This is a genomic window from Rhizorhabdus histidinilytica (genome assembly GCF_900167915.1).
GTDB lineage: Bacteria > Pseudomonadota > Alphaproteobacteria > Sphingomonadales > Sphingomonadaceae > Rhizorhabdus > Rhizorhabdus histidinilytica.
In genome coordinates this window covers 260,191-285,470 of the sequence record NZ_FUYM01000002.1, presented here as the reverse complement: position 1 = coordinate 285,470, position 25,280 = coordinate 260,191, and the positions used below count along the sequence as shown (strand labels likewise).

Annotated in this window: 23 protein-coding genes; 9 read left to right on the top strand and 14 right to left on the bottom strand. The window is 68.0% G+C overall.

Annotated features, from left to right (window positions below; translation table 11 throughout):
• Nucleotide 1 precedes the first annotated feature (1 nt).
• From B5X82_RS05105 to B5X82_RS05080, 6 genes are all read left to right on the top strand, one after another.
• Nucleotides 2–232 carry a tautomerase family protein gene (locus tag B5X82_RS05105; protein ID WP_012050002.1) on the top strand — a complete coding sequence of 77 codons (231 nt, stop codon included), beginning with the start codon at nucleotides 2–4 and terminating at the stop codon, nucleotides 230–232.
• A complete protein-coding gene (locus B5X82_RS05100) occupies nucleotides 219–959 on the top strand; it encodes a DUF448 domain-containing protein (RefSeq protein WP_079647031.1) in 741 nt (246 codons plus the stop codon). The genes B5X82_RS05105 and B5X82_RS05100 overlap by 14 nt, the downstream gene beginning before the upstream one ends.
• A gap of 21 nt (nucleotides 960–980) precedes the next feature.
• On the top strand, nucleotides 981–3,554 hold the full coding sequence (infB, locus tag B5X82_RS05095) for a translation initiation factor IF-2 (RefSeq protein WP_079647030.1): 2,574 nt from the start codon (nucleotides 981–983) through the stop codon (nucleotides 3,552–3,554).
• Nucleotides 3,555–3,671: 117 nt separating this feature from the next.
• Entirely contained in the window at nucleotides 3,672–4,070 is a 399-nt protein-coding gene (gene rbfA, locus B5X82_RS05090) for a 30S ribosome-binding factor RbfA (RefSeq protein ID WP_079647029.1), read from the top strand.
• Between the two features lie 73 nt (nucleotides 4,071–4,143).
• The gene (locus B5X82_RS05085; RefSeq protein WP_079647028.1) at nucleotides 4,144–4,743 is read left to right on the top strand and encodes a thymidine kinase; all 600 of its coding nucleotides are present in this window, start codon (nucleotides 4,144–4,146) and stop codon (nucleotides 4,741–4,743) included.
• 48 nt (nucleotides 4,744–4,791) lie between these two features.
• Nucleotides 4,792–5,160, top strand: coding sequence for a DUF6491 family protein (locus B5X82_RS05080; RefSeq protein ID WP_079647332.1), 369 nt, complete (start codon nucleotides 4,792–4,794; stop codon nucleotides 5,158–5,160).
• 87 nt (nucleotides 5,161–5,247) lie between these two features.
• Here the strand turns inward: B5X82_RS05080 and B5X82_RS05075 are convergent, their stop codons facing one another.
• The 10 genes from B5X82_RS05075 to B5X82_RS05030 form a co-directional block, all read right to left on the bottom strand.
• Nucleotides 5,248–5,754 carry a cytochrome c biogenesis protein CcdC gene (locus tag B5X82_RS05075; protein WP_079647027.1) on the bottom strand — a complete coding sequence of 169 codons (507 nt, stop codon included), beginning with the start codon at nucleotides 5,752–5,754 and terminating at the stop codon, nucleotides 5,248–5,250.
• Nucleotides 5,755–5,821: 67 nt separating this feature from the next.
• Complete coding sequence (gene pnp, locus B5X82_RS05070) at nucleotides 5,822–8,137, bottom strand: polyribonucleotide nucleotidyltransferase (RefSeq protein WP_079647026.1); 2,316 nt, start codon at nucleotides 8,135–8,137, stop codon at nucleotides 5,822–5,824.
• A gap of 189 nt (nucleotides 8,138–8,326) precedes the next feature.
• Nucleotides 8,327–8,596 (bottom strand): 30S ribosomal protein S15, encoded by a 270-nt coding sequence (gene rpsO, locus B5X82_RS05065; RefSeq protein WP_016747111.1) that lies wholly within the window; start codon nucleotides 8,594–8,596, stop codon nucleotides 8,327–8,329.
• On the bottom strand, nucleotides 8,593–9,513 hold the full coding sequence (gene truB / locus B5X82_RS05060; protein ID WP_079647025.1) for a tRNA pseudouridine(55) synthase TruB: 921 nt from the start codon (nucleotides 9,511–9,513) through the stop codon (nucleotides 8,593–8,595). The genes rpsO and truB overlap by 4 nt, the downstream gene beginning before the upstream one ends.
• 44 nt (nucleotides 9,514–9,557) lie before the next feature.
• Nucleotides 9,558–10,523 (bottom strand): MBL fold metallo-hydrolase, encoded by a 966-nt coding sequence (locus tag B5X82_RS05055; protein WP_223811027.1) that lies wholly within the window; start codon nucleotides 10,521–10,523, stop codon nucleotides 9,558–9,560.
• Nucleotides 10,524–10,533: 10 nt separating this feature from the next.
• Complete coding sequence (locus B5X82_RS05050) at nucleotides 10,534–10,869, bottom strand: STAS domain-containing protein (protein WP_012049990.1); 336 nt, start codon at nucleotides 10,867–10,869, stop codon at nucleotides 10,534–10,536.
• Between the two features lie 69 nt (nucleotides 10,870–10,938).
• On the bottom strand, nucleotides 10,939–11,568 hold the full coding sequence (locus tag B5X82_RS05045) for an arylesterase (RefSeq protein ID WP_079647023.1): 630 nt from the start codon (nucleotides 11,566–11,568) through the stop codon (nucleotides 10,939–10,941).
• Nucleotides 11,569–11,623: 55 nt separating this feature from the next.
• Complete coding sequence (locus tag B5X82_RS05040) at nucleotides 11,624–12,223, bottom strand: M23 family metallopeptidase (protein WP_079647022.1); 600 nt, start codon at nucleotides 12,221–12,223, stop codon at nucleotides 11,624–11,626.
• Between the two features lie 10 nt (nucleotides 12,224–12,233).
• The gene (locus B5X82_RS05035) at nucleotides 12,234–13,220 is read right to left on the bottom strand and encodes a L,D-transpeptidase family protein (protein WP_079647021.1); all 987 of its coding nucleotides are present in this window, start codon (nucleotides 13,218–13,220) and stop codon (nucleotides 12,234–12,236) included.
• Nucleotides 13,221–13,312: 92 nt separating this feature from the next.
• Complete coding sequence (locus B5X82_RS05030) at nucleotides 13,313–14,896, bottom strand: peptide chain release factor 3 (RefSeq protein ID WP_079647331.1); 1,584 nt, start codon at nucleotides 14,894–14,896, stop codon at nucleotides 13,313–13,315.
• Nucleotides 14,897–15,017: 121 nt separating this feature from the next.
• Between B5X82_RS05030 and B5X82_RS05025 the strand changes: the two genes are divergently transcribed.
• Entirely contained in the window at nucleotides 15,018–16,205 is a 1,188-nt protein-coding gene (locus B5X82_RS05025; protein WP_125725186.1) for a BaiN/RdsA family NAD(P)/FAD-dependent oxidoreductase, read from the top strand.
• Here B5X82_RS05025 and B5X82_RS05020 read toward each other — a convergent pair.
• Nucleotides 16,160–17,281, bottom strand: a complete 1,122-nt coding sequence (locus tag B5X82_RS05020) for an acyltransferase family protein (protein WP_079647019.1) — start codon at nucleotides 17,279–17,281, stop codon at nucleotides 16,160–16,162. The genes B5X82_RS05025 and B5X82_RS05020 overlap by 46 nt on opposite strands.
• Before the next feature lie 348 nt (nucleotides 17,282–17,629).
• Here B5X82_RS05020 and B5X82_RS05015 point away from each other — a divergent pair, with 348 nt between their 5' ends.
• Nucleotides 17,630–19,351, top strand: coding sequence for a DEAD/DEAH box helicase (locus tag B5X82_RS05015; protein WP_079647018.1), 1,722 nt, complete (start codon nucleotides 17,630–17,632; stop codon nucleotides 19,349–19,351).
• Between the two features lie 72 nt (nucleotides 19,352–19,423).
• Here B5X82_RS05015 and B5X82_RS05010 read toward each other — a convergent pair whose 3' ends face one another.
• From B5X82_RS05010 to B5X82_RS05000, 3 genes are read right to left on the bottom strand one after another with little or no spacing between them, the layout of a single operon-like run.
• Entirely contained in the window at nucleotides 19,424–21,214 is a 1,791-nt protein-coding gene (locus tag B5X82_RS05010) for an acyl-CoA dehydrogenase C-terminal domain-containing protein (protein WP_079647017.1), read from the bottom strand.
• 23 nt (nucleotides 21,215–21,237) lie between these two features.
• Complete coding sequence (locus B5X82_RS05005; RefSeq protein ID WP_079647016.1) at nucleotides 21,238–23,544, bottom strand: 3-hydroxyacyl-CoA dehydrogenase/enoyl-CoA hydratase family protein; 2,307 nt, start codon at nucleotides 23,542–23,544, stop codon at nucleotides 21,238–21,240.
• A 2-nt stretch (nucleotides 23,545–23,546) separates the two neighbouring features.
• Nucleotides 23,547–24,683 (bottom strand): thiolase family protein, encoded by a 1,137-nt coding sequence (locus B5X82_RS05000; RefSeq protein ID WP_079647015.1) that lies wholly within the window; start codon nucleotides 24,681–24,683, stop codon nucleotides 23,547–23,549.
• A 166-nt stretch (nucleotides 24,684–24,849) separates the two neighbouring features.
• On the opposite strand from B5X82_RS05000, the gene B5X82_RS04995 reads away from it, so the two are divergent.
• The gene (locus B5X82_RS04995; RefSeq protein ID WP_079647014.1) at nucleotides 24,850–25,254 is read left to right on the top strand and encodes a DUF2147 domain-containing protein; all 405 of its coding nucleotides are present in this window, start codon (nucleotides 24,850–24,852) and stop codon (nucleotides 25,252–25,254) included.
• The last annotated feature ends 26 nt before the right edge of the window (nucleotides 25,255–25,280 follow it).

Here is a 25,280-nt window from a genome sequence, read left to right as displayed (position 1 = left end):
AATGCCGTTCGTCGACATCCGCATCGCCGGCACCGCCACCCGTGCGCAGAAATCCGCCATCGTCGCCGACGTGACGAAGGCCCTCGGCGCGCATCTCGGCAAGCCGGCGAGCGCGGTGCAGGTGAACATCATCGAAGTCTCGACCGAGAATTACGGAGCCGGCGGCATCCTGATCGCCGACCGCCCGGCAAGCCCTGCGCAGGAGGTCGCTTCTGCGGATGGCAAACGATGAGCAGCGGCACGCGGTAGCGCCGGTTTCCGGGACCGCCCCCGACATGGGGCGGCCGGGCAAGCAAGTTCCCGAACGGAAATGCATCCTGTCGGGCGCGCATGGCGCTCGCACCGATCTGATCCGCCTCGCCCTCGCCCCCGACGGTTCGGTGCTGCCCGACCTGCGCGCCAAGGCGCCGGGACGCGGTGCCTGGATCGGCGTCGACCGCGCGGCGCTGGAGACGGCGATCGCCAAAGGCAAGCTCAAGGGCGCGCTCGCCCGCGCCTTCAAGACCGGCGACATCACCATCCCCGCCGACCTGCCCGAGCGGATCGAGCAGGGCCTGTGCCGCGCCGCGCTCGACCGGCTCGGCCTGGAGCTGCGCGGCGGCGCGGTGCTGACCGGATCCGACCGCATCGCCGAGGGCGCGCGCCGGGGGCAGGTCCAGCTGCTGCTCCACGCGGCGGACGCCTCGGAAGACGGCAACCGCAAGCTCGACCAGGCGCTTCGCGTCGGCCGCGATGCGGAGGGCAGCGACCTGCGCGGGGTAGTAATCCCGGCGGATCGCACCATATTGTCGATGGCGCTGGGGCGGGACAATGTGGTACATATCGGCGTGACCGTGCCGGCTGCCGCCGCGCGCGTTGCTGACGCTTTGGGCCGCTGGTGCGGTTTCATAGGACGTTCGGAGAGCGCTTCAGCCTTGCGGAACCGATCCGCAGGGTCCATCGGCGCTACGGAAATTTGAAGTGAAGGGTTCGGTTACCAGATGAGCGACAACGACAAGCCGAAACTGGGAATGCGTGCACCGCTGGGCCTCAAGCGCACGGTGGAGACGGGCCAGGTGAAGCAGAGCTTCAGCCATGGCCGCTCCAACACCGTGGTCGTCGAGGTCAAGCGCCGCCGCATCGTGCCCGGCCGGCCGGGCGAGGCGGAGCCGCAGGTGACCGAGGAGACCGCAGCGGCGGCGCCCGCGGCGCCCGCCCCGGCCCCCACCCCCGCCGCGCAGGCTCCGGCCGCACCGCGCCCCACCCCGGCCCCGGCGCCCACCGGCCGGCCGATGACGCCGCTGGAGCGCCGCGAGCAGCAGGAGCGCCTGCTGCGCGAGGCCGAGGAAGCGCGCATGGCCGCGCTCGAGGAAACGCGCCGCCGCGAGGAGCGCGCCAAGGCCGAGGCGACCGAAGAGGAACGCCGCCGCGCCGAAGAGAATCGCCGCGCCGAGGAAGAGGCCGAGCGCGCCGCCGCAGCGGCTGCCGCCACCGCGGCCGCGGAGGCCGAAGCCGCCGCCACAGCCCCGCGCGAGGAAGCCCCGGCCGCGGCCGAGACCGCCGAGGAGGCTCCGCGCACGAGCAGCAGCACCATGCCGCCGCCGCGTCGCTTCACGCCGGTTCCGAGCCCGAAGCGGCCCGAGCCGCCGCGTCCGCAGCAGCGCGACCGCAAGGGCGACGATCGCCGCCAGTCGGGCAAGCTGACCGTCACCCGCGCGCTCGACGACGACAGCGGCGCCCGCGCCCGCTCGCTCGCCGCGCTCAAGCGCGCCCGCGAGAAGGACAAGCGCGCCCACCAGGCCGGCACCGTCCAGCAGAAGCAGGTTCGCGACGTCGCGGTGCCGGAGACGATCACCGTCGGCGAGCTCGCCAACCGCATGGCCGAGCGCGGCGCCGACCTGGTCAAGGCGCTGTTCAAGATGGGCATGCCCGTCACCGTCAACCAGTCGATCGACCAGGACACCGCCGAGCTGCTCGTCACCGAGTTCGGCCACAACATCAAGCGCGTGTCGGATTCGGACGTCGACCTGATCACCTCCGACGACGTCGATGCGGCGGAGACGCTGCAGCCGCGTCCGCCGGTCGTCACGATCATGGGCCATGTCGACCACGGCAAGACCAGCCTGCTCGACGCGCTGCGCGGCACCGACGTCGCCAGCGGCGAGGCCGGCGGCATCACCCAGCATATCGGCGCCTATCAGGTGCAGGTGAAGAGCGGTGCCAAGATCACCTTCCTCGACACCCCGGGCCACGAGGCGTTCAGCGAGATGCGCGCGCGCGGCGCGAACATCACCGACATCGTCGTGATCGTGGTCGCCGGCGACGATGGCCTGCGTCCGCAGACGATCGAGGCGATCAGCCACACCCGCGCGGCGGGCGTCCCGATGATCATCGCGATCAACAAGATGGACAAGCCCGGCTCCAACGCCCAGCGCGTCCGCGAGGCGCTGCTACAGCACGACGTCCAGGTCGAGAGCATGGGCGGCGACGTGCAGGAGGTCGAGGTCTCGGCGCTCAAGAAGACCGGCCTCGACGAGCTGATCGAGAAGATCGAGCTGCAGGCCGAACTGCTCGAGCTCAAGGCCAACCCCGATCGCGCCGCCGAAGGCACCGTGGTCGAGGCCACCCTCGACAAGGGCCGCGGCGCCGTCGCGACGATCCTGGTCGGCCGCGGCACGCTCAAGGTCGGCGACATCTTCGTCGTCGGCGCCGAGAGCGGCAAGGTCCGCGCGCTGATCGACGACAAGGGCCGCAACATCAAGGAAGCGGGCCCGTCGCTGCCGGTCGAGATCCTCGGCCTGTCGGGCGTCCCGAGCGCGGGCGACCAGCTCTCGGTCGTCGAGAACGAGGCGCGCGCCCGCGAGGTCGCGGCCTATCGCGCCGGCGTGATCCACCAGAAGCGGACCACCGCCGCCCCGGCCAGCCTCGAATCGATGTTCTCGGCGCTGCGCGAGCAGAAGGCCCAGCAATATCCGGTGGTCGTGAAGGCCGATGCCCAGGGCTCGGTCGAAGCGATCGTGGGCTCGCTCAACAAGATCTCGACCGACCTGATCCAGGTCCGCATCCTGCATGCGGGCGTCGGCGGCATCACCGAGAGCGACGTCAGCCTGGCGGCCGCCTCGAAGGCGCCGATCATCGGCTTCAACGTCCGCGCCAACGCCAAGGCGCGCGAGATCGCCACGCGGGACGGGGTCGCGCTCAAATATTATGACGTGATCTACGACCTGCTCGACGAGATCCGCGCCGCGATGGCGGGCCAGCTCGGCCCCGAATATCTGGAGCATGTCGTCGGCCGCGCCGAGATCCGCGAAGTCTTCTCGGCGGGCAAGCACGGCAAGGCCGCCGGCCTGCTCGTGCTCGAGGGCTATATCCGCCAGAAGCTGCGCGCCCGCGTCATGCGCGACGACGTCATCATCTACAATGGCTCGATCGCGTCGCTGCGCCGCTTCAAGGACGACGTTCCCGAGGTTCGCGCCGGCCTGGAGTGCGGCATCACGCTCGAAGCCACGACCGACATCAAGCCCGGCGACATCGTCGAGACGTTCGAGGTCGAGGAGCGTGAGCGGACGCTGTAAGAGTCAGGCGTCACCCCGGCGGAGGCCGGCATCTCGGGAGATTGCACGCAGGCCCGTTCCTGCCGCCTGAGACCTCGGCCCTCCGCCGGGTGACGCACCCTTTGGAAAGGCCGCGCCATGCGCCGTAACGAGACCCCAGAAGGCCGCTCGGTCCGCCTGCTCCGCGTCGGCGAGCAGGTGCGCCACGCCCTGTCCGACATATTGATGCGCGGCGACGTGCATGACGACGTGCTGGCCAGCCACATGGTGTCGGTGACAGAGGTGCGCATGTCGCCCGACCTGCGCCATGCGACGGTGTTCGTGAAGCCGCTGCTCGGTGGTGACGAGGATATCGTCATCAAGGCACTGCGCACCAACACCGCCTTCCTCCAGAGCGAGGTGGCGCGGCGGGTGAACACCAAATATGCGGCGAAGCTGAAATTTCTCGCCGACGAAAGCTTCGACGAGGGCAGCCATATCGACCGATTGCTGCGCGATCCGTCGATCGCCCGCGATCTCGACCAAGACGCCGACTGACGCAAGGATTGTTCACCATCCGGCCACGCCGGATGGATTGTCGCCGGCCCGCGACGCGCTAGGATAGAGGCTGATGGCCAAGCTCTATTTCTATTATGCGGCGATGAACGCGGGGAAGTCGACCACGCTGCTCCAGGCCGACTTCAACTATCGCGAGCGCGGCATGCGCACGCTGCTGTTCACCGCGGCGTTCGACGATCGGTTCGAGCCGGGCCGGATCACCTCGCGCATCGGCCTCGCCAGCCACGCCACCGCGATTGACGAGGAAACCGACCTGTTCGAGGAGATCTCGATCGAGCGCGCCGAGGGGCCGGTCGACTGCGTTCTGGTCGACGAGGCGCAATGGCTGACCCGCGCGCAGGTGTTCCAGCTCGCCGCCGTGTGCGACGAGCTCGGCATCCCGGTGCTCGCTTATGGGCTGCGCAGCGATTTCCAGGCGAAGCTGTTCCCCGGCAGCGCGGCGCTGCTCGCCATTGCCGACAACCTGATCGAGTTGAAGGGCATCTGCGCCTGCGGCCGCAAGGCGACGATGAACCTGCGGATCGACGCCGACGGCTTCGCGGTCAAGCAGGGTGCCCAGATCGAGGTCGGCGGGAACGAGCGCTATGTCGCCCTGTGCCGCCGCCATTATGCCGAGCAAATGGGCTGGCGGCATGGCGCTCATATCGAATAGCCGCTTCGCTCAGCCTCCGTTCAGGGCCGCCATGGCATGGTGGCGGTCATGAAAAAGCCCCTCATCCTCGCACTGGCCGGCGCGCTCCTCGCGGGCGCGGGTCTGGCCGACGTCGCCGTCGCCGCCAAGGGCTCGCCCGAGGTGCGAATCCCCTTCGCCAACCATGGCTCGATCGACAATTGGCAGGCCGACGGGCGCAACGCCCTCTACCTCCAGGGCATGGGCCGGCAATGGTATCACGCCACGCTGATGGCGCCGTGCCAGGACCTGCCCTTCGCCAACGCGATCGGCTTCGAGACCCGCGGCACGAGCGATTTCGATCGCTTCTCGACGATCATCGTCCGTGGCCAGCGCTGCGCGGTGAAGAGCGTGGTCAAGAGCGCGCCGCCACCGAAGAAACCACGCAAGCACGGCTAGAACGCCGAGCGCTTAATTCCCCCGCCATCCTGAGGGAGAGGCGGACCAGATAAGTTTCGCTTGCTCAGCCGGCATGGACGCAGCTTCTCAACGGCCTTCGCGGCTCTCCGGCAGGCGGCGTGCGCGCAAGTAGAGCTCGAGGCGGTAGGCGACGAGGACGCCGGTCGCGAAGGCGATGAAGATGTCGCTGACGAGCATCGCGCCGAGGTGCCAGCGCGCGTCGGCCAGGCCGACCGCACCGTGTAGCGCCCAGCGGACGACGATCAGCAGGCCGAGGAAGAGGAAGGCGGTGGGCGAGTTGCGCTGGAGCAGCAGGCCGCTGCCGGGGTCGACCCGGATCTCGACCAGCCGTCCGCGCTGCCAGCCGAAGAAGCCGCCTGCCGCAAGGCCGAACGCCACCCAGAGCCACTCCAGCCCGTGTGGCGGGAATTGCCAGAGGATCATCGCGGCGAGGCCCGTGAAGATCGCGGGCACGATCCACAGCATCCCGGCCCGCAGCCGCTGCCACCGCCCGATCCGGCGCAGGCGGATCAGCAACGCGATCACGATCGCCGCGCCGATCAGGACGTAACGGACGAGATCCTCTTGGGTCATCGGGCGAGCATAAAGAAAAAGGGGAGCGTTTCCGCTCCCCTTTTCCATGTGTTGAAGCGCCGACCGATCAGTCGTCGTCGCGGGTCAGGAAGGCCGGCGCGAAATCGGGCGCGGGACCCTCGTCGCCGCCTTCCGAACGCTCACGGCGCGGACGGTCGCCCCGGTCGCGGCGCGGGCCGCGATCGCCGCCTTCGCGGCGACGGTCGCCGTCGCGGCGCGGACCACGATCACCGCGGTCGCCACGCTCACCGCGCGGACGCTCCTCGCGGGGCGGGCGGGTGTCGGGCAGCTCCTCGCCGGTCTCCTGGTCGACGACGCGCATCGACAGGCGGACCTTGCCGCGATTGTCGATCTCGAGGACCTTGACCTTGACTTCCTGGCCTTCGGACAGAACGTCGGCGACCTTCTCGACGCGCTCGTTCTTGATCTCCGAGACGTGGACGAGGCCGTCCTTGCCGCCCATGAAGTTCACGAACGCGCCGAAGTCGACGAGGTTGACGACCTTGCCGGTGTAGATCTTGCCCACTTCCGGCTCGGCGACGATGCCGATGATCCAGTTCTTCGCGGCCTCGATCTGCGCGGTATCCGACGACGAGATCTTGACGGTGCCGTCATCGTCGATGTCGACCTTCGCGCCGGTGGTGGCGACGATCTCGCGGATGATCTTGCCGCCGGTGCCGATGATGTCGCGGATCTTGTCCTTGGGAACCGACATCGTCTCGATCCGCGGCGCATGTGCCGACAGCTCGCTGCGGGTGTGATCCAGCGCCTTGGCCATCTCGCCCAGGATGTGAGCGCGGCCTTCCTTGGCCTGGGTCAGCGCGACCTTCATGATCTCCTCGGTGATGCCGGCGATCTTGATGTCCATCTGAAGGCTGGTGATGCCTTCCGAGGTACCGGCCACCTTGAAGTCCATGTCGCCGAGATGATCCTCGTCGCCGAGGATGTCGCTGATCACGGCGAAGTCCTTGCCTTCGAGGATCAGACCCATCGCGATGCCGGAGACCGGGCGCTTGATCGGGACGCCGGCGTCCATCATCGCGAGGCTGCCGCCGCACACCGTCGCCATCGACGACGAACCGTTCGACTCGGTGATGTCCGAGGTCAGACGGATGGTGTAGGGGAACTCCTCCTTGGTCGGCAGCACCGCGTGCAGCGCACGCCACGCCAGCTTGCCATGGCCGACTTCGCGACGGCCCGGCGCGCCGAAGCGGCCCACTTCGCCGACCGAATAGGGCGGGAAGTTGTAGTGGAGCATGAAATGCTCGTAGCGCAGCCCGTTCAGGCCGTCGATCATCTGCTCGGCGTCCTTGGTGCCGAGCGTGCAGGTCGCGATCGTCTGGGTCTCGCCGCGGGTGAACAGCGCCGAGCCATGGGCACGCGGCAGGAAGTGCGCTTCCGCGACGATCGGACGGACCGTCCTGGTGTCGCGGCCGTCGATGCGGCGGCCTTCCTTGAGGATCGCGGTGCGGACGATCTCGGCCTCGAGCTTCTTGACGAGCTTGATCGCGGCCATCTGGTCCTGCGGGGTCGCGTCGGCGAAGGCGGCCTTCGCCTTGGCGCGCGCCTCGTTCAGGGCGCTCGATCGGGCCGACTTGTTGGTCAGCTTGTAGGCGGCGGTGATGTCCTTGCCGACCAGCTTCTTGAGCTTGGTCTTGGCGGCGGACAGATCGGCCTGCGGCGCCATCTCCCACGGATCCTTGGCCGACTTCTCGGCCAGCTTGATGATCGCCTTGATGACGTCCTGGCTCGCCTTGTGGGCGAACATGACGGCACCGAGCATCACCTCTTCCGACAGCTCCTTGGCTTCGGATTCGACCATCATCACCGCGTCATGGGTGGCGGCGACGACCAGATCGAGATCGCCGGCGGCGACGTCGGCGTCGGTCGGGTTGAGCTGATACTCACCGTCCTTGTAGCCGACGCGGGCGGCGCCGATCGGGCCCATGAAGGGCACGCCCGAGATGGTGAGCGCGGCCGAGGCGGCGATCATCGCCAGGATATCGGGCTCGTTCTCGCCGTCATAGCTCAGCACCTGGGCGATGACGTTGATCTCGTTGTAGAAACCTTCCGGGAAGAGCGGGCGGACCGGACGGTCGATGAGGCGGGAGACCAGCGTCTCCTTCTCGGTGGCACCGCGCTCGCGCTTGAAGAAGCCGCCGGGGATGCGACCCGACGAAAAATACTTCTCCTGATAATGGACAGTCAGCGGGAAGAAGTCCTGTCCTTCCTTGACGCTGCGCGCCGCCGTGACGGCGCAGAGGACGACGGTCTCGCCGAGGGTCGCGAGCACCGCGCCGTCGGCCTGACGGGCAACGCGGCCCGTTTCCAGGGTGAGGGTCTGCCCGCCCCACTGGATTTCAACTTTCTTCGTATCGAACATCTGTGTTCCTTGTCTCCGGACGCCCTATGCGCCCGGGGCCTATGCCGGCGGCTGCAAGCCGCCGCGTGGGGCAGGCCGCCTTTCGGCCTGCCGTGGCGGGGCCTTGTGCCCGCCGTCCCGCCCGGTGCCGGATTGCCCCTGGCGGAATAAGCGAACGGCCCCGTTTTGCGGGGCCGTTCAGAAGCTGGCTTACTTGCGCAGGCCGAGCTTGCCGATCAGTGCGGTGTAGCGCTCCGCATCCTTCCGCTTGAGATAGTCGAGAAGGCGGCGGCGCTTGTTGACCAGCATCAGGAGACCGCGGCGCGAATGGTTGTCCTTCGCATGGGTCTTGAAATGCTCGGTCAGGTTGTTGATGCGCTCGGTCAGGATCGCGACCTGGACTTCGGGGCTGCCGGTATCGCCGTTGGCACGGGCGTTGTCGGCAATGATCGCGGTCTTGCGTTCGGCGGTAACGGTCATCTGTCTTCCTTCGACATCATATTGAAGCCCCGCACCACGCGGACCTCGCGGTCCTCGACCTCCACCAGCGCAACGGGCATGTCGCCGTCGATCGCAAGGTTGAGGCCGGTGGGTGCGGCAATCCCGATCACTCTGCGCCCCTCGCGGAGCGCCCTTGCCTGATCGGGGGTGACGGATAGAGCCGGGATGTCGTCCAGCCCCGCCGTCAGCGGCAAGAGTGCTTTTTCAAGCTGCCGGCCCTTAGCGAGTTCATCCAGTTTGTCCAGCGAAATCGCCTGGGACAGGGTGAACGGGCCCGCCTTGGTACGGCGGAGCATGGTCACATGGCCGACGGTGCCGAGCGCGCGCGCGATGTCCCGCGCCAGGCTTCTTATGTAGGTGCCCTTCGACACCGAGCAAGACAGGGTCGCCTCGGCCAGTCCATCCCCTTCCCCGATCGGTCGCCCCCCGACGATCTCCAGTCGATGAATGGTGACGGCACGCGTCTTCATCTCGAAGCTTTCGCCGGCACGGGCGCGATCATAGGCGCGCTCACCGTCGATCTTCAGCGCCGAATAAGCCGGCGGTACCTGCTCGATCGGGCCGGTGAAGCGCGACAGCACCGCCTCGATCGCATCGAGCGTCGGACAGGCGCCGGACACCGCCACCGCCTTGCCCTCGGCGTCGAGCGTGTCGGTCTCGACTCCGAAGCCTATGGTGAAGTCATAGGCCTTGTCGGCGTCGAGCATCCGCCCCGACAGCTTGGTCGCCTCGCCCAGCGCGACCGGCAGCACGCCCGACGCCAGCGGGTCGAGCGTCCCGCCATGGCCGACCTTGTACTTGCCGTAGCCGCCGGTCCGGAGCGCGCGCTTGACCGCGGAGACGATCTGGGTCGAGCCCGGGCCGACCGGCTTGTCGATGATGATCCAGCCATGCATGGCGCGCGGCTGTAGGCGTCAGCCCGGTTCGTGTCGAGCCTGCCTCAAACCTCGAGTTCGAGGCTGTCGTAGGAGCAGACCACCTCGAGCGGCGGATAGTCGCGGCGGTTCAGTGCCTCGTAGCGGATGGTCTCCGCGAGCAGCGCGTCGATGTCGGCGTCGCTGCTGGTCGGTTCATGATGGAACAGCACCAGCTTCCGCGCCCCGGCACCATGGCAGAGGTTGACCGCCATGACGTTGCTCGAATGGCCCCAGTCGGCCTTCAAGGTGATGCTCTCGGCGAGCGAATACATGGTATCGCAGACGACGAGGTCGGCCTGGTGGAAGAAGGTCTCGAACGCCGCCTTGTCCTCGACGTCGTCCATCCGGTGCTCGGCGTCGGTCGAGAAGACGAAGGTCTTGCCGTCGCGCCGGAACTTCCAGGCGTAGGAGACGTGGCTGTGGTCCTGCGGCATCAGTTCGACGTCGATCCCGTCGACATGGTGGACCTCGCCCGGCGCCAGCACCTTGAACTCGATCTTCGCACGCAGCCAGTCGAAGGCGACCGGGAAGCTGATCTCCTCCTGCTGGCGGCGCAGCGCTGCTTCGCAATCGGCATGGCCCGAATGGATGACGATGCGCGCGTCGGGATCGAAGGCCGGCCCGAAGAAGGGGAAGCCCATGATATGGTCCCAGTGCAGGTGCGACATGAAGAAGTTGTAGGTCCGCGAACGCCCCTGCTGCGCGATCCGGCGGAAGGCGTCGTTGCCCAGCTCGCGCAGGCCCGATCCCATGTCGAGGATGAAGAAGCTGTCGTCGGCGCCTTCGATCTCCAGGCAGGTGGTGGCGCCGCCATAGCTGTGCCCCTCGCCGAAGCTTAGTTCTTCGTTGACGAAGCGCCGGGCGGCGTCCTCGTCGGCAAAAGTCCGCCCGGATGCCCGCATCAGCGCGCCGACCAGCTTGTCCTCGATCGCACGCGCCCGAGGCGCAACCGGCAGCGATCCCCGCGTCCCCCAGAAGCGGACCAGCATCCCCAAATCTTCAGTCCCTTCCGCCGTCGAGGTCGTCGACGATGTCGAAGATCAACTGATAGCGGCTGATCTCCAGCACTTCGCGCAGCGCCGGGCTGGGCCGGGCGAGCACGATCGTCACGTCGCTGGTGATCGCTTCCTTGCGCGCTATCGTCAACGCCATCAGCGCACCCGCCGACATATGGTCGACCGCCGCGAGGTCGAGAAGGAAGTCGCCGCCCGACGCGGCGGCATCCGCCACGCCCGAACGCAGATGATCGAGGAAGGCATCGCGAGCGCCATCATCGATAACGCCTGCCGGCCGCCCTACCGGTCCCCGCGCCGACGACGACCCCGCCCATTGCATCCAAGCCCTCCCCGCGGCCCGTTACGGAAGCGAGCTTAGGGCGAGTCGGGATCGGCTGCAACGGACTGATTATCGGCCCGCGAGCTGCCGGCGGACGTGGGGCAAGATGCCGCGCACGATCACCTTAACCCCTTGTTCATTGGGGTGAATCGCATCGCCGATGTGCAGCGAACGATCGCCGACGATGCCCTGCAGGAAGAAAGGATAGAGACCCGCACGATATTTGTCGGCCAGCCTGCGATAGATCGGATTGAAGCGTTTGGCGTAGTCGGGGCCCAGATTCGGCGCCGCAACCATGCCGGCCAGCAATATCCTGATACGTCGCTTCGACAATTCAGCAAGAATCGCGTCGAGATTCGTCTCGGCCCGGGCGGGGTCGAGACCGCGCAGCATGTCGTTGGCGCCGAGCTCGACGATCACCAGGTCGGGCTTCGCCTTGAGTGAGGCGAGCACCCAGGCGAGCCGGGCCTTGCCCTGCGCCGTCGTGTCGCCGGACACCCCGGCATTGTGCACCCGCGCCGGCACGCCCGACGCGCGCAGCGCCGCCTCGAGCTGGGGCGCGAACCCTTTGCCCGGCGGCAGCCGATAGCCCGCCGTCAGACTGTCGCCGAAGGCGAGCACCAGCTTGTCGGCCGCCTGGGCGGCGGCGGGCAGGGCGACGAGGGCGAGGAAGGCGAGCAGCGGGCGAAGGATCGTCATGGGCGCGATATTGGCATGGCGGCCGCAAAAGTCATCCTCCGCTCGCGCGAAGGAATCAGTGCCCCGCCACCAGCAGCGGATAAGGATTGATCGGCGTGCCCTGCCACCAGCCTTCACCGGGCGCCATCGCGTTGATGGCATAATGGAGGTGCGGCGCCTCCGGACTGGCGTCGCCGGTCGAGCCGACCGTGCCGATCATCTCGCCCTGCGCCACCCGCTTGCCCTCGGCGAGGCCCGGCGCATAGCCGTCGAGATGGGCGTAATAGTCGATCCACTGTCCCCCCGAACGGCGGATATAGACGGTTCGCCCGCCCAGCCGGCTGTCAAACAGCTTCTCGACCGTGCCCGCTGCCGCCGCGATCACCGGTGTCCCGCGCGGGGCCATGATGTCGATTGCGTCGTGGACCCGTCCCTCGCCACGCGCGTCCGCGAAGGTGTCGCCGAGCTGATCGGCGCGGACGCCGGCGACGGGGATGACGAGCGCTCCCCGCGGCACCGCGACAGGAGGCGGCAAAGACGCGGCCGGGACCGGGCCGCGCTTGTCGGCGGTGGCCACGGGCGGACCGCCGTCGCGGCCCGGCAGGTTGAGGAATACGACCCAGCCGACATAGCCGACCGCCAGCACCAACAGCAGGATCGCGACCCTCCGGATCATCGTCCTCCCCTCATGGCTGGAAGACGGCCGGCGTGCCCGGCTTCACCATCATCGCGAGCCGCGCTGCGTCCCAGTTGGTCAGGCGGATGCAGCCATGACTTTCGGTGCGGCCGATCTTCTCGGGATTGGGGGTGCCGTGGATGCCGTAGTGCTTCTTGTCGAGGTCGATCCAGACGACGCCGACCGGCCCGTTCGGTCCCGGTGGCAGCAGCGCCTTGCGGTCCTTGCTGTCGGCGTCCCAGAACAGCTTGGGATTATAATGGAAGGGCGGGTTGTAGGAACGGCCCTGGATCTTCCATTGACCGATCGGCAGTGGATCGTGCCGGCTGCCCATCGTCGCGGGGAATTGCGCGACCAGCTTGCCGGCACCGTCGAAGGCGCGAAGCACGCCGTCCGACTTGTCGACCACGACCTTCGCCACGTCGGGCTGCTCCGCCCCGACGTTCAGCGTCCACAGCGTCTTGCGCCAGGCGGGCTTGAGATCGGCCGGGAAATTCCAGGCGGGCGGAATGACGTTGGGCACCTTGATGACGACACCCGGCGCCAGCTTGGTCTGGGGAGAATTGAGCGCGACCAGCGTCGCCGGCGTCGTGTGATAACGCTCGGCCAGCTTCTCCATCGCATCCGAATAGCCGAGCGAGGCCATCTTCGCCTGGTCGCTCTCCTTGGCCGGGATCGGGCCGACGAACGGCCCTTCGAGGATATCAGGGGTCAACCTGACATCGATCACCGTCGGCATGGCGCGATAGGGTTCGAAGCTCTTGACCGTCGCGTCGTCGAGCCGGCCGGTGACCGGCAGCCCCTTGGTCTGCTGCCAGCCGCGCAACGCCTTGGCGAAGCTCATGCCGCTGGCTCCATCGATCACTCCCGGCCCGAAACCGAGCCGGTCGAGCAGCACTTGCGCACCCATCACCCGTTGATCGGGCGGCGCTGGCTGGGCCGAAGCAATGGCGGGAAACAGGGCAGCACTCAGGACAAGCAAGGGCATCGAACGCACAGGCAACTCCTCTCCTCGTAACGTGGAGAGAACGTGCGTCCCCTGCTTTCTTTCCCGCTATCCAGCGCGGGCGGCCGGGCACCAGTGGCCGATCAGCGCCGATCCTTTGTCGCGGAGAAGCGCAGCGCGGGAAACTTGCCCTGGATATAGTTCAGTTCCCAGGCATCCTTGGCCATGAACACCGGCGCCTCGTCGCGGTCGTGCGCCATCGCCGAGCGGTGCAGGCCCATGAACTCGTCCAGCGCCTTCTCATCGTCCGAGCTGATCCAGCGCGCGGTGTCGTAGGGTGATGGCTCGAAACTCGCCTCGACCTTGTACTCGGCCTGGAGGCGCGAGATCAGCACGTCGAGCTGGAGCTGGCCGACCACGCCGATAACGAGCTGCGACCCGATCTGCGGGTGGAAGACCTGCATGATCCCCTCCTCCGCCATATCGTTGAGCGCGTTGCGGAGCTGCTTGGTCTTGGTCGGATCGGCGAGCTTCACGCGGCGAAGAATCTCGGGCGCGAAGTTGGGCAGGCCGGTGAAGCGGATCATCTCGCCCTCCGTCAGCGTGTCGCCGACGCGCAGCGTGCCATGGTTGGGGATGCCGATGATGTCGCCGGGGAAGGCCTCCTCGGCCAGCTCGCGATTCTGCGCGAAGAACAGGATCGGGCTGTGGATCGCGATCTGCTTGCCGGTGCCGACCTGAGCGAGCTTCATGCCGCGCCGGAACCGGCCCGAGCAGAGCCGCATGAAGGCGACGCGGTCGCGGTGCTGCGGGTTCATGTTCGCCTGCACCTTGAACACGAAGCCGGCAACGTTGGGCTCGCCGGGATCGACATCGCGCGGTTCGCCCGGCTGGGGGCGCGGGCTCGGCGCGAAGTCGGCGAGCGCGTCGATCAGCTGCTCGACGCCGAAATCCTTGAGCGCCGACCCGAAATAGACCGGGGTCAGGTCGCCATGGAGATAGGCGGCTTCGTCGAACGGCGCATAGCCGATCTGCGCCAGCTCCGCCTCCTCGCGCAACAGCGCCGCGCCTTCGGCCGACAACATGCCGTCCAGCTGCGAATCGCCGAGGCCGGCGACCGCGACCGAATCGCCCTCATAGGCGCCGGTCGCGTCTGCCGCCGGGCGATAGAGCCGGTCGCGGGCGAGGTCGTATATCCCCTCGAAGGTGCCGCCCATGCCGACCGGCCAGCTCATCGGCGCGACGTCGAGCGCCAGCGCGTCGGCGATCTCGTCGAGCAGCTCGAACGGCGCGCGGCCCTCGCGGTCGACCTTGTTGACGAAGGTGATGATCGGCACCGAGCGGAGCCGGCACACCTCGAACAGCTTGCGGGTCTGCGGCTCGATGCCCTTGGCCGCGTCGATCACCATCACCGCCGAATCCACCGCGGTCAGGGTGCGGTAGGTGTCCTCCGAGAAATCCTCGTGGCCCGGCGTGTCGAGCAGGTTGAAGGTGATGCCGTCACGCTCGAAGGTCATCACCGACGAGGTGACCGAGATGCCGCGCTGCTGCTCGATCTTCATCCAGTCGGACCGCGCCCGCCGCGTCTGCCCGCGCGCCTTGACCTCGCCGGCCAGATGGATCGCGCCGCCGAAATAGAGCAGCTTCTCGGTCAGCGTGGTCTTGCCGGCGTCGGGATGCGAGATGATCGCGAAGGTGCGGCGGTCGGGGCGGTTCGGCTTGCTCATGATGGCGCGGGCCGATAGCAGCAACGGCTCCAATCCCAAAGCTTCCGTTCGTCCGGAGCGCAGTCGAGGGACGTTTCGCCAGCCAACGTGTCTCGACTGCGCTCGACACGAACGGAGTATGATGACGAACAGCTTCACCCACGACGTCATCATCATCGGCGCCGGCGCGGCGGGGATGATGTGCGCTTTGACGGCAGGGCAGCGCGGGCGGCGGGTGCTGCTGCTCGATCATCTCGACCGGGCGGGGGCGAAGATTCTGATCTCGGGCGGCGGCCGTTGCAACTTCACCAATGTCGACGGTGGGCTGGCCGAGCGTTACCTGTCCGCCAATCCGCATTTCGCCCGGTCGGCGCTCGGCCGCTACCGGCCCGCCGACTTCATCGACCTGGTCGATCGCCACGGCATCGCCTGGCACGAAAAGACGCTCGGCCAGCTCTTCTGCGACGGATCGGCGCGGCAGATCGTCGCGATGCTGGAGGAGGAGTGCGCGGCCAGCGGGGTCGAGACGAAGCTGCTCACCCGCATCAGCGCCATCTCCAAACCCGACGAACGCTTCCGGGTGGAGACGCCGGGCGGCAGCCTTGCCGCGCCGTCGCTGGTGATAGCGACCGGCGGCCCATCGATCCCGAAGATGGGCGCGACCGGCTTCGCCTATGACGTCGCCCGCCAGTTCGGGCTGAAGGTGGTCGAGCCGCGTCCGGCGCTGGTGCCGCTGACGCTGGGCCAGGACGACCGGCTGTTCGAGACGCTGTCGGGGGTTTCGCTCGACGTCGTCGCCAGCCTCGGCAAGGCCCGCTTCCGCGAGGCGGCACTGTTCACCCATCGCGGTCTCTCAGGGCCCGCGATCCTCCAGATCAGCAGCTATTGGCGGCATGGCGACACGCTGTCGCTCGACCTGTTGCCCGGCACCGACGCGGCCGCGCTGCTGGTCGCGGCGAAGCAGGCGCGGCCCAGGGCCGAGCCGCGTACGATATTGCGCGAACATTTCCCGGACCGGCTCGCCGACGTACTGGCCGACCGGCTGGGCCTGTCGGGACCGATGCTGGGCCACAAGGATCAGGCGCTGGTCGCCGCCGGGCGCAGGCTCAACGCCTGGCCCTTCATGCCGAACGGGTCGGAAGGCTTCGCCAAGGCCGAAGTGACGATCGGCGGCGTCTCGACCGACGGCCTCGACCAACGCACCCTGATGGCGAAGAAGGCACCGGGCCTTCATTTCATCGGTGAGGCCGTCGACGTGACCGGCTGGCTCGGCGGCTATAATTTTCAATGGGCCTGGGCGAGCGGACGGGCGGCGGGCGAGGCGGCCTGATCGCGGCCCAGCCGACCCCCGCTCAGCAGTTCCGCGAACTTCGGCGAGACCGCCTCGACCGCCGTGGCCAGCAGGATCGCGAACCCGAAGGCCAGCACCGGCTGGAGCAGGAAGAAGGCCGGCCATAGCGGACTGCCCATCGTCCCCGTCACTTCGCCGATCCCGGGCGCGACCAGCCACATGAACAGCAGGTGGCAGCAGAACAGGAAGAAGGCGTAGCGCTCATAGGCGAGCAGCCGGGCGCCGACCGGGCGCGAGGCCAGCGCGATCGCCCCGCGCCAGACCAGCAGCGAGGCCGTGCTGCGCGTCAGCAGGTCGACCGCCGCAGTCGCGTGGAGATGGAAATCGGCGAGCCCGCCATTCTCGATCGACAGCCATATCTTTACCGGCACGATCAACAGGAAGGGCAGCACCGCCTGCCAGAGCGGCAGCATCGCCGCGCGTTCGGCGAGACCGTGGCGCCGGGCGAGGATGCCGCCGACGAAGAACAGCAGGATCGTGGGGCGCAGCAGCAACGGAAATTTGAACAGGCTGACCCACCACAGCGCGGCGAGCGCACCGATCAGGAGCAGCCAGCGGTTGCGCAGCCGCACCAGCAGCGGCGCGGCAAGCATGCAGAGGAACAGGTCGCGCAGGAAGGCAGTCTGGACGTTGATGTCGCCGGCCCGCGTCAGGTTGAAGAGATTGTCGGCGATCCAGCGTGTGTCGCCGAGCAGGGGTGCGCGCGCCCAACCGAGTGTCGCGGCGCCGACCACCAGCACCATCGCGATGGCGTTCCACAGGATCATCGGCAGCAGGATGGTGCGCGCCTTGCTGTCGAGGAACGGCTTCGCCCCGCGCCGCGCGAGCGACCCGGCGACCAGCCAGCCCGACACCATGCTGAGCAGCGGCACCGCGCTGCGCCCGAACAGCTCGACCACCGTCCAGCGCAGGACATCCTGCGCCGATCCCATCTGCGCCGCCATCTGGTCGCCGCCGAGCCCGGTCCAGGCATGGACGTAGACGATGCCGAGGATGCAGAGCAGCCGCGCAAGGCCGATCGCCTGCGATACGGGAGGAAATGCTGGTCGCGCCATCCGCCGCGCGGGCGCGTCTGGGGGAAGCATGCGGCTCATCGCCCCCTTTGCTGGCAATGCGGAGATGAACGCAAGCTGCATGCCGGGCACATCCGTCGCGCCCCCGCCACACTCCGCCCCGGACCGTTGCTTTCCCGCGTCGACATGTCCCCTCCCTGCGGTCAGGGATCGCCGAATGCGGGTCCCGAAAATCGATACGAAGCCCGCGCGGTGCTTCTTCCATCCGCCGATCTGCGACGATAGTTGAAAATGCAAGCAGCGCTGCTGGCGTTTCGCTGCCTTTCGGCGTATAGGGCCGCATCACATGCCGCGCGGAGAGGCGCCGGCGACCCTGCTATCGGATACCAGATGCCCTTTTCCTCCCTGCCGCGGCCCGTTGCCGAGGCTATCACCGAGCGCGGCTACACCGCCCCCACCCCTGTCCAGGCGCAGGTGATCGCCGCCGAGGCGCACGACCGCGACCTGCTCGTCTCCGCCCAGACCGGATCGGGCAAGACCGTCGCCTATGGTCTCGCCATCGCCGAGACGCTGCTGCAGGGCGCCGAGAGCCTGCCGCGCGCGGGCGAACCGCTCGCGCTGATCATCGCTCCGACCCGCGAGCTCGCGCTCCAGGTCCAGCGCGAGCTGCAATGGCTCTACGCCAAGCTCGGCGCACGGGTGGTAAGCTGCGTCGGCGGCATGAACGTGCGCGTCGAGCAGCGCCAGCTCAGCTATGGCTGCCACATCGTCGTCGGCACGCCGGGGCGTCTCCGCGACCATCTCGAACGCGGCGCGCTCCAGCCCGGATCGCTGCGGGCGGTGATTCTCGACGAGGCCGACGAGATGCTCGACCTCGGCTTCCGCGAGGATCTCGAGGAAATCCTCGACATGACCCCGCCGGAGCGGCGGACGCTGCTCTTCTCCGCGACGATGCCCAAGCCGATCGCGGTGATGGCGAAGCGCTACCAGCGCGACGCGCTGCGCATCGAGACGACCAGCGAGCGGGAGCGCCACGCCGACATCGACTATCGCGCCGTCGCGGTGGCGCCAGGCGACATCGAGCATGCCGTGGTCAACCTGCTCCGCTTCCACGAAGCGAAGGGCACGATGATCTTCTGCGCGACGCGCGAGAATGTCCGCCGTCTGTCGGCCGCGCTCACCGAACGCGGCTTCGCGGCTGTGACGCTGTCGGGCGAGCTCAGCCAGAACGAGCGCAACCATGCGCTGCAGGCGCTGCGCGACCGCCGCGCCCGGGTCTGCGTCGCGACCGACGTCGCCGCGCGCGGCATCGACCTGCCCGGCCTCGAACTGGTCATCCATGCCGAGCTGCCGATCGACGCCGAGACGCTCCAGCATCGTTCGGGCCGCACCGGCCGCGCGGGCAGGAAGGGCACCTGCGTCCTGATCGTCCCCTATACCCGCCGGCGCCATGCCGAACGACTGCTGCGCGGCGCGCATGTCCAGGCGACCTGGGACAAGGTGCCGACCGCCGAGGATATCTACGCCCGCGATGAGGAGCGACTGGTCGACAGCCTTGAGGTCGGCGAAGTATCCGACGAGGACCTCGCGGTCGCGCGCAAGCTGTTGGAGACCCGCTCGGCCGAGGAAATCGCGGCCGCTTTCGTCCGTTCGCAGCGACAGAGCCTGCCCGCGCCCGAGGAACTGGCCGATGCCGCGCCGGTGCCGCAGGCCGCCCGCGAGCAAGGGCCCCGCCCCGGCTTCGAGGACACCGCCTGGTTCCGGATCAATGCCGGCCGCAACGACAATGCCGATCCGCGCTGGCTGCTGCCGCTGATCTGCCGCCACGGCCACATCACCAAGCGCGACGTCGGCGCGATCCGCATCTTCTCGACCGAGACCCGCTTCGAGATCCCGCGCGGGATCGCGGCCAAATTCCTGTCGGCGGTCAAGAAGTCCGGCGGCGAGCAGGAAGGGGTGCTGATCGAGCCGGCCGGCGACGCCCCGCCCCCGCCCCGCAACGACCGCCGCGGCCCTCCGCGCGACAGCCGCGGTCCGCGTCCGGGCGGGCGCCCGCCCTACAAGGCCGGGCCGGGCCGGGGTGCCCCCAGACGGGGTGGGCCGAGGGGGTAAGCTCTCCTCCACACGGCCCCACTCTGCCGTTCGTCCCTCGACTTTGCTCGGGACGAACGGCGCGCTGGCGAATCAGAACGCCTCTTCGGGCAAATCCATCATTGAGCGCTTGCCGGCCTTGATCGCCTGGAACAGTCCGGCGACCTGCGGCAGGATCCGTTCGTAGAAGAAGCGGACCGTCACCAGCTTGGCGGCGTAGAAGCCGTCTGGGTCCTGGCCCATCATCTTCTTCATGCCGGCGACCTTGGCCGCCTTGGCGAACAGATAGGCCATCGCGACGAGGCCGAGCAGGCGCAGATAGTCGGACGAGGCGGCGCCCGCCTCTTCCGGATCGGCGAGGCCCTTCTGGGCGATCGTCGCGGTCGAGAGCTGGAGCGCGCCGAACGCCTTCTCCAGAGCCTCGATCATCTTCTCCATGCCCGGCACCGCCTTGTGCTGCTCGATGAAGGCGGCGACCGGATGGAAGAAGGACCGCAGGTAGCGGCCGCCATGCGCCGGCATCTTGCGGCCGACGAGGTCGAGCGCCTGGACGCCGTTGGTACCCTCGTAGATCATCGTGATGCGGGCATCGCGGGCATATTGCTCCATGCCGTGCTCGCGGATGTAGCCGTGGCCGCCATAGACCTGAACGCCGATCTGCGCCGTCTCATGGCCCAGGTCGGTGAGCAGTGCCTTGACCACCGGGGTCATCAGCGCGGTCATGTCCTCGGCGCGCTGACGCACCTCGGGATCGGGCGAGTGCCGCTCGGCGTCGAGCGCGCGCGCCACCCAGATGCTGAGCATGCGGCAGCCCTCGGTATAGGCGCGCATCGTCATCAGCATGCGGCGGACGTCGGGATGGACGATGATCGGGTCGGCGGCGAGATCAGGGCGCTTCGGACCCGAGAGCGCCCGGCCCTGGATGCGGTCCTTCGCATAGGCGACCGCGCTCTGATAGGCGGCGGTGGCGACGCCGAGGCCCTGGACGCCGACCGACACGCGCTCGGTGTTCATCATCGTGAACATCGCCGCCAGTCCGCTGTTCGGCTCGCCGACCAGCCAGCCGGTTGAATCGTCGAAGCTCATCTGGCAGGTCGCCGACGCCTTGAGGCCCATCTTGTGCTCGATGCCGGTACACGAGACTCCGTTCGACGGGCCGACCGAGCCGTCCTCCTTCGGCAGATATTTGGGAACGACGAACAGGCTGATCCCCCGCACCCCCGGCGGCGCGTCGGGCAGCCGGGCGAGGACGAGGTGGATGATGTTCTCGGTCAGGTCATGGTCGCCGGCCGAGATGAAGATCTTGTTGCCGGTGATCCGGTAGCTGCCGTCCGGCTGCGGCACCGCCTTGGTGCGCAGCATGCCGAGGTCGGTGCCGCAATGCGGCTCGGTCAGGCACATCGTCCCCGACCATGTGCCCGCGACCATCTTGGGCAGGAAGCGCTCCTGGAGGTCGGCCGACGCATGCGCCTTGAGCGCGGTGGTGCCGCCGTGGGTGAGGCCGGGATAGAGGCCGAAGGAGAGGTTGGCCGAGCTGATCATCTCCTCGACCAGCTTGTTGACCGTCTCGGGCAGGCCCTGCCCGCCCCATTTCGGATCGCTGGCGAGCGCGCACCAGCCGCCGTCGCGGAACTGGGCATAGGCCTCCTTGAAACCGGCCGGGGTGCGGACGACGCCGTTCTCCCAGACGCAGCCCTCCAGGTCGCCGCTGGCGTTGATCGGCAGCAGCACGTCCTGCGCCAGCTTCGCTGCCTCCTCGATCACCGCATCGATCAGATCGGGGGTGAACTCCTCATGGGGGGGGAGATTGCCGAAACCGTCGTCGCCGAACAGCTCGTGGATGACGAAGCGCATGTCGCGCAGCGGGGCCTCATAAACTTGCATTGGTCACTCTCCAGTCGGACCTGTCAGTTCCGCAGCGGCTTGCCGGTTTCGAGCATCGTCTCGACCCGCGCCACCGTCCTCGGGTCGCGAACCCGCTTGAGGAAGGCTTCGCGTTCGAGGGTGAGCATCTGCTCCTCGGCCACCACATCGACGAGGTCGGCGTCGCCGCCGGTCAACACGCCCGCCAGCGCGTCGGAAACGACCATGTCGTAGTCGGTCGCCATGCCCCGCTTGTGGAAGCCTTCCGCCGCCATGCCCAGCGCGACCCGGCCGCTCGGGCCCGGCAGGCGGAATTCGGGCGGTTTGGGCGGCTGGTAGCCATCGACCAGCGCGAGCGCCTTCGCCTTGGCGTCGGCGAGCAGCCGGTCGCGGTTCATGGTGATCGCATCGTCCTTGCGCAGGAACATCAGTTCCTTCGCCTCCGCCGCCGACTTGGCGACGGTCGCGGTCGAGATCGTCTCGAACGCCTTGGCGACGGCGGGCATCGGCCCCTTCGGCAGCAGGCCCGACTTGACCCAGCGATCGATATATTCGCCGCAGCCACCCCAGCCGGGGACGAGGCCGACGCCGCATTCGACCAGGCCGATATAGCTTTCGGCATGGGCCTGGATCGCGTCCGAGTGGAGCAATATCTCGCAGCCGCCGCCGAGCGCCAGGCCGGAGGGGGCCGAGACCACCGGGAAGGGCGCATATTTGAGCGCCTTGTAGGTCTGCTGTCCGCCTGCGACGAGTTTCTCGATCTCGCCCCAGGCGGCGATGTTCACCGCGAACAGCGCGAGGCCGAGATTGGCGCCCGCCGAGAAGTTCGTGCCTTCATTATAGACGACCAGCGCCTTCATGCCCTTGCCGACATGCTCGATCGCCTGGCCGAGCAGCTTGAGCGTGTCGCCGTCCAGCGCGTTCATCTTCGAGGTGAACTCGAAGCAGGCGACGCCGTCGCCAATGTCCCACAGCGCGGCCGAGCCGTTCTTCATGATCGGCTTGGCGGCAAGCTTGACGTCCTCCAGCAGCAGCACGCCCTCGGGCCGGACGACGTCGTGATAGGCCCCGTCAAGGCCGAGATACTGGCGCTTGCCGCCCTCGACCCGGTAGAAGCTGCGGTCGCCGGCGGCCGTGAGGATCGCCGGCACCGGCCGGCCCTCGTCGGCGAGCCGCTGCGCGAAGGCGGCGGGCCCGAGCTGGTCGATCAGCTCGAACGGGCCATATTTCCAGTTGTAGCCGAGCTTCATCGCATCATCGATCGCGACGACATCGTCGGCGATCGTGCCGACCAGATCGGCGGCATAGGCGAGCAACTGGCCCAGCACCGCCCAGGCGAACTGGCCGGTCTTACCGGGCAGCGCGACGAGCTGCGGCAGGCCGGCGCGCGGCACGTCGGCCTTGATCACCGGCCGATAGTTGCCCGTCGCGAGGTCGATCGCCTCCTTGCGCTTTCCCGCCTCGCGGTTGAGGCGGTAGAAGCCGCCCTTGCCCTTGCGGCCGGTATAGCCGTCGGCGATCATCCGATCGACCAGCGGCATCGGCCGGACGGCGGCGTGGAAGGCGTCGCCCTCGGGCAAGGTCGAGCCGAGGCTCTTGAGCAGCAGCGGCATCAGGTCGATGCCGACCAGGTCGATCAGGCCGAAGATGCCGGTCTTGGGCACGCCCATCGGCTTGCCGCCGATCGCGTCGGCCTCCTCGACCGTCAGGCCCAGGTCGGTCGCGGCGTTGAACGCGACCAGCATCCAGTAGGTGCCGATGCGATTGGCGATGAAGCCGGGCGTGTCCTTCGCCGCGACGACCCGCTTGCCGAGCGCGCGATCACCGAAATCGGCGACCCTGGCGGCGGTCGCTTGATCGGTTTTCGGGCCGGTGACGAGTTCGAGCAGGCGCATGTAGCGCGGCGGGTTGAAGAAGTGGGTGATCATGAAGTCGGCGGCGAACGCGTCCGACCGCCCCTCGACCAGCTTCGCCAGCGGAATGGTCGAGGTGTTCGACGACACCGCCGTGCCCGGCTTGCGGACCTTCTCCAGCTTCTCGTAGAGGCCCTGCTTGATGTCGAGCCGCTCGATGATCGCCTCGACGATCCAGTCGCATTCGGCGACGCGGCCGAGATCGTCGTCGATATTGCCGGTCTCGATCAGCTTCGCCGCCGCCTTCGACATGAAGGGGGCCGGATCGGCCTTGAGCATCTTCGCGACCGCGCCCTCGGCGATCGCGTTGCGGTTGCTCCCTTCCTTGGGGACGATGTCGAGCAGCAGCACGGGCACGCCGGCATTGGCGACCTGGGCGGCGATCCCGGCGCCCATCGTCCCGGCGCCGATCACGCAGACTTTCTGAATAGCGCCCATGATCACACGGCCTCCAGCACGGTGGCGATGCCCTGACCGCCGCCGATGCACTGGGTGGCGAGGGCATATTTGCCGCCCTCGCGCTTGAGCAGCGCCGCCGCCTTTCCGACGATCCGGGCCCCGGTGGCGCCGAGCGGGTGGCCGATCGCGATCGCGCCGCCGTCGAGGTTCACCGTCTCCAGCTTGAAACCCAGCTCGTTGCTGCAGGCGATGGCCTGGCTGGCGAAGGCCTCGTTGATCTCGACGATATCGAGGTCGCCGACCACGAGCCCCGCCCGCTCCAGCGCCTTGCGCGTCGCCTGGACCGGGCCGATGCCCATGATCTCCGGCTCGCAGCCCGACACCGCGACGCTCTTGATCCGCGCCAGGATGGTGAGGCCGTTGGCCTTGGCATAGTCCTCGCTCGTCACCAGCACCGCCGCCGCGCCGTCGGTCAGCGGCGAGGAGGTGCCGGCGGTCACCGTGCCGTTCTGGTCGAAAGCGGGCTTGAGCGAGGCGAGCGCCTCGGCGGTGGTGTCGGGACGCGGCGTGCCGTCGACGTCGACGACACCCTTCCTGGTCCGGATCGGGACGATCTCGTCCTTCAGCCGACCGGCCTCGCGGGCGGCGCCGGCCTTCTTCTGACTCTCGACGGCGAACGCCTCCTGCGCGGCGCGGGGCACCTGATACTGGCTGGCAACGTTCTCCGCCGTCTCGCCCATCGACATATAGGCGCCGGGGCGCTTCTTCGCGAGATCGGGGCTGGGCAGCGGGTTGTAGCCCATCATCGGCACCCGGCTCATGCTCTCGACCCCGGCGCAGATGAACGCCTCGCCCGCGCCGATCGCGATCTGACCGGCCGCGATGTGGACCGAGCTCATCGACGACCCGCAGAAGCGGTTCACCGTCATGCCGCCGACCTTGATCGGCAGGTCGGCGAGCAACCCGATCAGCCGTGCGACATTGAGGCCCTGTTCGGCTTCAGGAAAGGCGCAGCCGAGAATGACGTCCTCGATGTCCTCGACCTTCACTCCGCTCTTGTCGATCAGGCCGCGAATCACCTGGGCGGCGAGGTCGTCGGGCCTGACGCGGGCCAGCTCCCCCTTGTTGGCGAGATGGAAAGGCGAGCGCGCATAACCCGCGATCACGGCATTCGGCATGGAACCTTCTCCTCCGACGCGACCTTTATGCAACAGCCGCGAATGATTTCTCTTAAAGGTATGTAGATTACCCTATACGTCAACCGCTTTTTGTGCAATCGATGCTGCATCGTGATGGATGACCCGGTCGCAGCATCGGGCATCTGGCAGGAGGATGACTGAGGCGATGAGCATGATACTGATGGCCTTGGCTATGGCGGCCGGCGCAAGTCCCGACGCGGTGGTCGGCCGCTGGAAAACCGAAACGCGAAACGGCATCGTAGAGATCACACGCTGCGGCGCTTCGCTATGCGGGAAGATACTGGGCTCGGACGGCCTCACCGCCAACCCCGCGCTCAAGGACACCAACAACAAGGACGAAAAGCTGCGCGGCCGCGCGCTCAAGGGTCTGCAGATCCTGGGCGGCTTCAGCTTCAAGGATGGCGTCTGGGACAAGGGCACCATCTACAATGCCGAAGACGGCAAGACCTATGACGCGCGGATCACGCCCGTCGATGCGAACACGTTGAAGCTGAGGGGCTGCATCTTCGTGCCGCTTTGCAAGACGCAGACCTGGACCCGCGTTCGCTGAGGCGCCGCGGAACGGGAAGAGAGGAA

Bases quoted from the DNA above. Each gene is read 5' to 3' on its own strand.
- B5X82_RS05075 (WP_079647027.1), bottom strand. From the start codon at position 5,754: ATGACCCAAGAGGATCTCGTCCGTTACGTCCTGATCGGCGCGGCGATC.
- infB (WP_079647030.1), top strand. From the start codon at position 981: ATGAGCGACAACGACAAGCCGAAACTGGGAATGCGTGCACCGCTGGGC.
- B5X82_RS05040 (WP_079647022.1), bottom strand. From the start codon at position 12,223: ATGATCCGGAGGGTCGCGATCCTGCTGTTGGTGCTGGCGGTCGGCTAT.
- B5X82_RS05080 (WP_079647332.1), top strand. From the start codon at position 4,792: ATGAAAAAGCCCCTCATCCTCGCACTGGCCGGCGCGCTCCTCGCGGGC.
- B5X82_RS05050 (WP_012049990.1), bottom strand. From the start codon at position 10,869: ATGCAATGGGCGGGGTCGTCGTCGGCGCGGGGACCGGTAGGGCGGCCG.
- B5X82_RS05020 (WP_079647019.1), bottom strand. From the start codon at position 17,281: ATGGCGCGACCAGCATTTCCTCCCGTATCGCAGGCGATCGGCCTTGCG.
- B5X82_RS04995 (WP_079647014.1), top strand. From the start codon at position 24,850: ATGAGCATGATACTGATGGCCTTGGCTATGGCGGCCGGCGCAAGTCCC.
- B5X82_RS05100 (WP_079647031.1), top strand. From the start codon at position 219: ATGGCAAACGATGAGCAGCGGCACGCGGTAGCGCCGGTTTCCGGGACC.
- rpsO (WP_016747111.1), bottom strand. From the start codon at position 8,596: ATGACCGTTACCGCCGAACGCAAGACCGCGATCATTGCCGACAACGCC.
- B5X82_RS05000 (WP_079647015.1), bottom strand. From the start codon at position 24,683: ATGCCGAATGCCGTGATCGCGGGTTATGCGCGCTCGCCTTTCCATCTC.
- B5X82_RS05030 (WP_079647331.1), bottom strand. From the start codon at position 14,896: ATGAGCAAGCCGAACCGCCCCGACCGCCGCACCTTCGCGATCATCTCG.
- truB (WP_079647025.1), bottom strand. From the start codon at position 9,513: ATGCATGGCTGGATCATCATCGACAAGCCGGTCGGCCCGGGCTCGACC.
- B5X82_RS05105 (WP_012050002.1), top strand. From the start codon at position 2: ATGCCGTTCGTCGACATCCGCATCGCCGGCACCGCCACCCGTGCGCAG.
- B5X82_RS05025 (WP_125725186.1), top strand. From the start codon at position 15,018: ATGACGAACAGCTTCACCCACGACGTCATCATCATCGGCGCCGGCGCG.
- B5X82_RS05045 (WP_079647023.1), bottom strand. From the start codon at position 11,568: ATGACGATCCTTCGCCCGCTGCTCGCCTTCCTCGCCCTCGTCGCCCTG.
- B5X82_RS05085 (WP_079647028.1), top strand. From the start codon at position 4,144: ATGGCCAAGCTCTATTTCTATTATGCGGCGATGAACGCGGGGAAGTCG.
- B5X82_RS05015 (WP_079647018.1), top strand. From the start codon at position 17,630: ATGCCCTTTTCCTCCCTGCCGCGGCCCGTTGCCGAGGCTATCACCGAG.
- B5X82_RS05010 (WP_079647017.1), bottom strand. From the start codon at position 21,214: ATGCAAGTTTATGAGGCCCCGCTGCGCGACATGCGCTTCGTCATCCAC.
- rbfA (WP_079647029.1), top strand. From the start codon at position 3,672: ATGCGCCGTAACGAGACCCCAGAAGGCCGCTCGGTCCGCCTGCTCCGC.
- pnp (WP_079647026.1), bottom strand. From the start codon at position 8,137: ATGTTCGATACGAAGAAAGTTGAAATCCAGTGGGGCGGGCAGACCCTC.
- B5X82_RS05055 (WP_223811027.1), bottom strand. From the start codon at position 10,523: ATGCTGGTCCGCTTCTGGGGGACGCGGGGATCGCTGCCGGTTGCGCCT.
- B5X82_RS05005 (WP_079647016.1), bottom strand. From the start codon at position 23,544: ATGGGCGCTATTCAGAAAGTCTGCGTGATCGGCGCCGGGACGATGGGC.